The organism is Oceanobacillus damuensis, assembly GCF_001618145.1.
Lineage (GTDB): Bacteria > Bacillota > Bacilli > Bacillales > Amphibacillaceae > Oceanobacillus > Oceanobacillus damuensis.
On record NZ_LQNF01000065.1, the window covers coordinates 1 to 3,408 of the forward strand.

Annotated in this window: 3 protein-coding genes; all 3 read right to left on the reverse strand. The window is 36.4% G+C overall.

All coding sequences use genetic code 11. The annotated features are described in order from the left end of the window. Positions 1-952: 952 nt before the first annotated feature. On the reverse strand, positions 953-1,315 hold the full coding sequence (locus A4245_RS19365) for a response regulator (protein WP_067730982.1): 363 nt from the start codon (positions 1,313-1,315) through the stop codon (positions 953-955). Next, positions 1,312-1,509, reverse strand: a complete 198-nt coding sequence (locus A4245_RS19370; protein ID WP_067730984.1) for an aspartyl-phosphate phosphatase Spo0E family protein — start codon at positions 1,507-1,509, stop codon at positions 1,312-1,314. Before A4245_RS19370 ends, A4245_RS19365 begins: the two co-directional genes overlap by 4 nt. Before the next feature lie 574 nt (positions 1,510-2,083). Beyond that, complete coding sequence (locus A4245_RS19375) at positions 2,084-3,172, reverse strand: C40 family peptidase (protein ID WP_067730986.1); 1,089 nt, start codon at positions 3,170-3,172, stop codon at positions 2,084-2,086. Between the last annotated feature and the right edge of the window lie 236 nt (positions 3,173-3,408).

Consider the following 3,408-nt stretch of genomic DNA (forward strand, 5'->3'; position numbering starts at 1 on the left):
TGAGAAGAAAACGGAGCAAGAAGTAAAGCAGAGTGAAAAGAAAGCAGAGCAAGAAGTAAAGCAGAATGAAAAGAAAGCAGAACCAAAAGAGAAACAGAACAATAACAAACCAGAAAAACAAAAGAATCAAAACGATTAATTCAAAAAGATGAGATTACTCTTACATCGTTGCAGTCATTGCTGTATGATTTCAGCAAGGAATTAACGTAATAAGATGGATATAAAGCAGGCTTAGCAGAGTTTTTAAGAAGACCGTGTACGAGAAAAAACTAAACAGTGTTTTGCGATACTAGCGGGGGAATGGATAAGATCTTCATCTTTCCCGCTTTTTTATATATTTTCATCTACTGCATCTAATTCTCGGATTGTCCCGAAAATGAACGAGGTTTTTCAGAAATAGATTGAAGAACCCCTTTTTAGAGGGATAGTGAAGTAACCTCAAAAACTATTTATCCTTTCTATGTGTTTACCAATTTTCTTTTTGGACGATTTTGATGGAGTTATTCAGGATTTGGATTTGTTCTCCAGTTTGATTTTGCAGGTATATTTTTCCTTTTTTAATGACAGATTTATCATTTTTTTCCTGTTCCTTTATAAAGAAGTTATACAGAATTCAGAGGTGTCCAGTCGAGGGTCAACGGGGATAGCCGTTTCTAGATCATTATTGAGTAGTCATAAAATGTTTACTGCATTATTATAAAAACGTTCTATAATACCAATGTTCCTCTCTTAATCAAACGCGTGATCTTTTCTATAGAGATGCCTGTATTTAAAGAAACCTCCATGGCATGTGAATTTGGATGCTTCAATAAAAATTCTATTACCTCATGGATATTTTTTTGTTCTACGTCGTAACACTCATTACATAAACCATTAGTTAGATGATCAATCTTTCCACAGTATGTACATGACCCGTATTTTTGCATTTTAACTCACCCAATCCAAGTGAAATCTACGCTGAACTATCCAGTTTCTTTAAAGTGTTTTTCAAACCACCAAAGTTCGGTTTGACAATAAAATCCCTCGCACCTAAATGCAGAGCCTCATTGACATTTGATTTTGTAGCCATAGCAGAACACATGACCACTTTAGCATTCGAATCAAAATCCAATATTTTCTCCAAAGCAGTTAAACCACCTACATTCGGCATGGTTATGTCAAGGAACACAATATCCGGCTTTGTATGTTCGTACACGTTAATTGCTTCCTGTCCATCAGCTGCCTCTATAACGTCTTGATATCCGTGTTGCTGAAGTTTAGTTTTTAAAAAGCTCCTCATAAACTTTGAATCATCAGCAATTAATATTGTACTCATAGCAAGCCTTGTCCCACTGGCTTCATCATCCGCTGTTTTTTGGCAATCAACTCATCTAATTCTTGACTGCAGATCAACGTTTTTTCACTTTCAATACCAAATCTCTCCGCTGTTATTAACAACATTTTTCTTTTGTGATTGATCAAATCCAATAGGTAATCTGTTGTTTCTGTTTCTTCATGCAAATCACACATCATGCTCTCTCCTTTGTGCTTTAGACATTAAAAAAGGTAAGCTAAAAATTAGGCTACCCTTTAAGAGCTTCTTCCACAGCTACCAACTACCATAGTCAATAAGCTTTGGTGGAGTACCTCTCGTTAATTTTGCTAGACTTCATATGAATTGCGTATATAGTGCTATATAACCATGTCAAACTATATATATTATCGGCAAAAATAGTTGATTTAGCAAGTTATATTTCTTTAATAAAGGAATTTGTTATGATATTGTCGTTTTTACTCACACAAAATAATCAATAATCAAAAAGAATGCCCTTCTATGAATATAGGTGTTTTACCCTATAAAAAATAATATTAAACTCTAACTATGTCGAAATAATTCCAAAGTATCATAACGCTTTTGTTGTAACTCTATATAATGAAGTGTGAATCACTCCGTCCCCATCCCACAAAAAAAGGAACTCCAGCCCCGCTAGAGTTCCTCCCTCAATAACATTCACTTAATAAAACCGCCCTTACAGCAACCGACTTCCATAAAACTACAATCTTATAAAAGCCAAACGATTAAATCCCTATCTGAAACTAATCCTTAATAAAATCGCTTATAACTATCAAAATGCTTGCTCCAATAAGAATTACTCAAGCTAGTAATCTGTACACCGCTTGAACTAGCATGGATGAACTGATTATTGCCAATATAAATTCCCATGTGAGAGATGCCGGCTTTATATGTTCCTTCAAAAAATACAAGGTCTCCCACTTCTGGAGAGTTCACATAGTATGAACGGTCAAAGTACCCTGCAGCTGATGTGCGGCTGATGTCCATGCCTGCCTGTTTATATACATAATAGATGAACCCACTGCAGTCGAAGCCGCTTGGTGTGGCACCGCCCCAAACATATTTCGTGCCGTTTAGGCTTTTCGCTGTGCTGATCAATTTGTCAACATTATAGCTGACGTTTGCCGGTGCTTTGGTAGTGCTTGCAGTTGATACAGAGCCCGTACTTGAAGATGTGGCTTTTCCACCAATATTCAGCTTCTGACCAATCAAGATCAAATCAGAGCTCAGGTTGTTCCACGACTTTAAATTACTGACAGTCACACCGTTCTGTGAAGCGATTCGTGATAAGGTGTCACCAGATTTTACCGTATAAACGGTAGATGAGCCTACTTGACCACTGCTGGATGAACTGGTTGAAGTTGACACGGTTGAACTAGAGCTAGAGCTGGACCCCGAGGAAGAAGGCGCCTTTATGACAAATTTATTCCCAGGATAAATCAATGTAGTATTCAAGTTGTTCCATTTCATCAAATTAGTTAGAGAAATTCCATGTTTCGAGGCTATGCCACTTAAAGTGTCGCCACTTTTAACTATATAAGTAGTAGATGATGTATTAGTAGTAGAATTAGTAGTAGTATTTGTGTTTGTATTTGTATTTGTATTTGAGCTTGTATTACGATCTGTCTCAATTACCTGGTTCGGATAGATAGTATCTGATGTTAAATTATTGATTGATCTCAAAACGGTCACGCTTGTCCCATGTTTCTGTGCAATCGACCATAGTGAATCACCGCTTTGTACTTTATATGATGCTGCATCTGCTTCGTCTGTCGCAAAAAAGGCCGATGCGATAACTGCTGTTGCAGTAACCGACATAAATATTTTGTTGTTCGCCATCTTTTTTTATCCCCCTGTTGTTACAGTTCGGTTCAGAGGATCAAGGCCTAAACACGATAAGCTTATCATAGTCCACGCTCTCTCTAAACCAAATCTGGTAAACTATCTCTGTATGACCATAATCTAACAGAAACTAACAATATTATATCTTCTATATGGGAAATATTATATATTTATAGGACATTTGTAATCTTTTTGTAATATTGCTATGAAAAAAATCTCTAATCAACCCCCAT

Coding starts and splice junctions, on each gene's coding strand:
- A4245_RS19365 (WP_067730982.1), bottom strand. CDS start 1,315: ATGAGTACAATATTAATTGCTGATGATTCAAAGTTTATGAGGAGCTTT.
- A4245_RS19370 (WP_067730984.1), bottom strand. CDS start 1,509: ATGTGTGATTTGCATGAAGAAACAGAAACAACAGATTACCTATTGGAT.
- A4245_RS19375 (WP_067730986.1), bottom strand. CDS start 3,172: ATGGCGAACAACAAAATATTTATGTCGGTTACTGCAACAGCAGTTATC.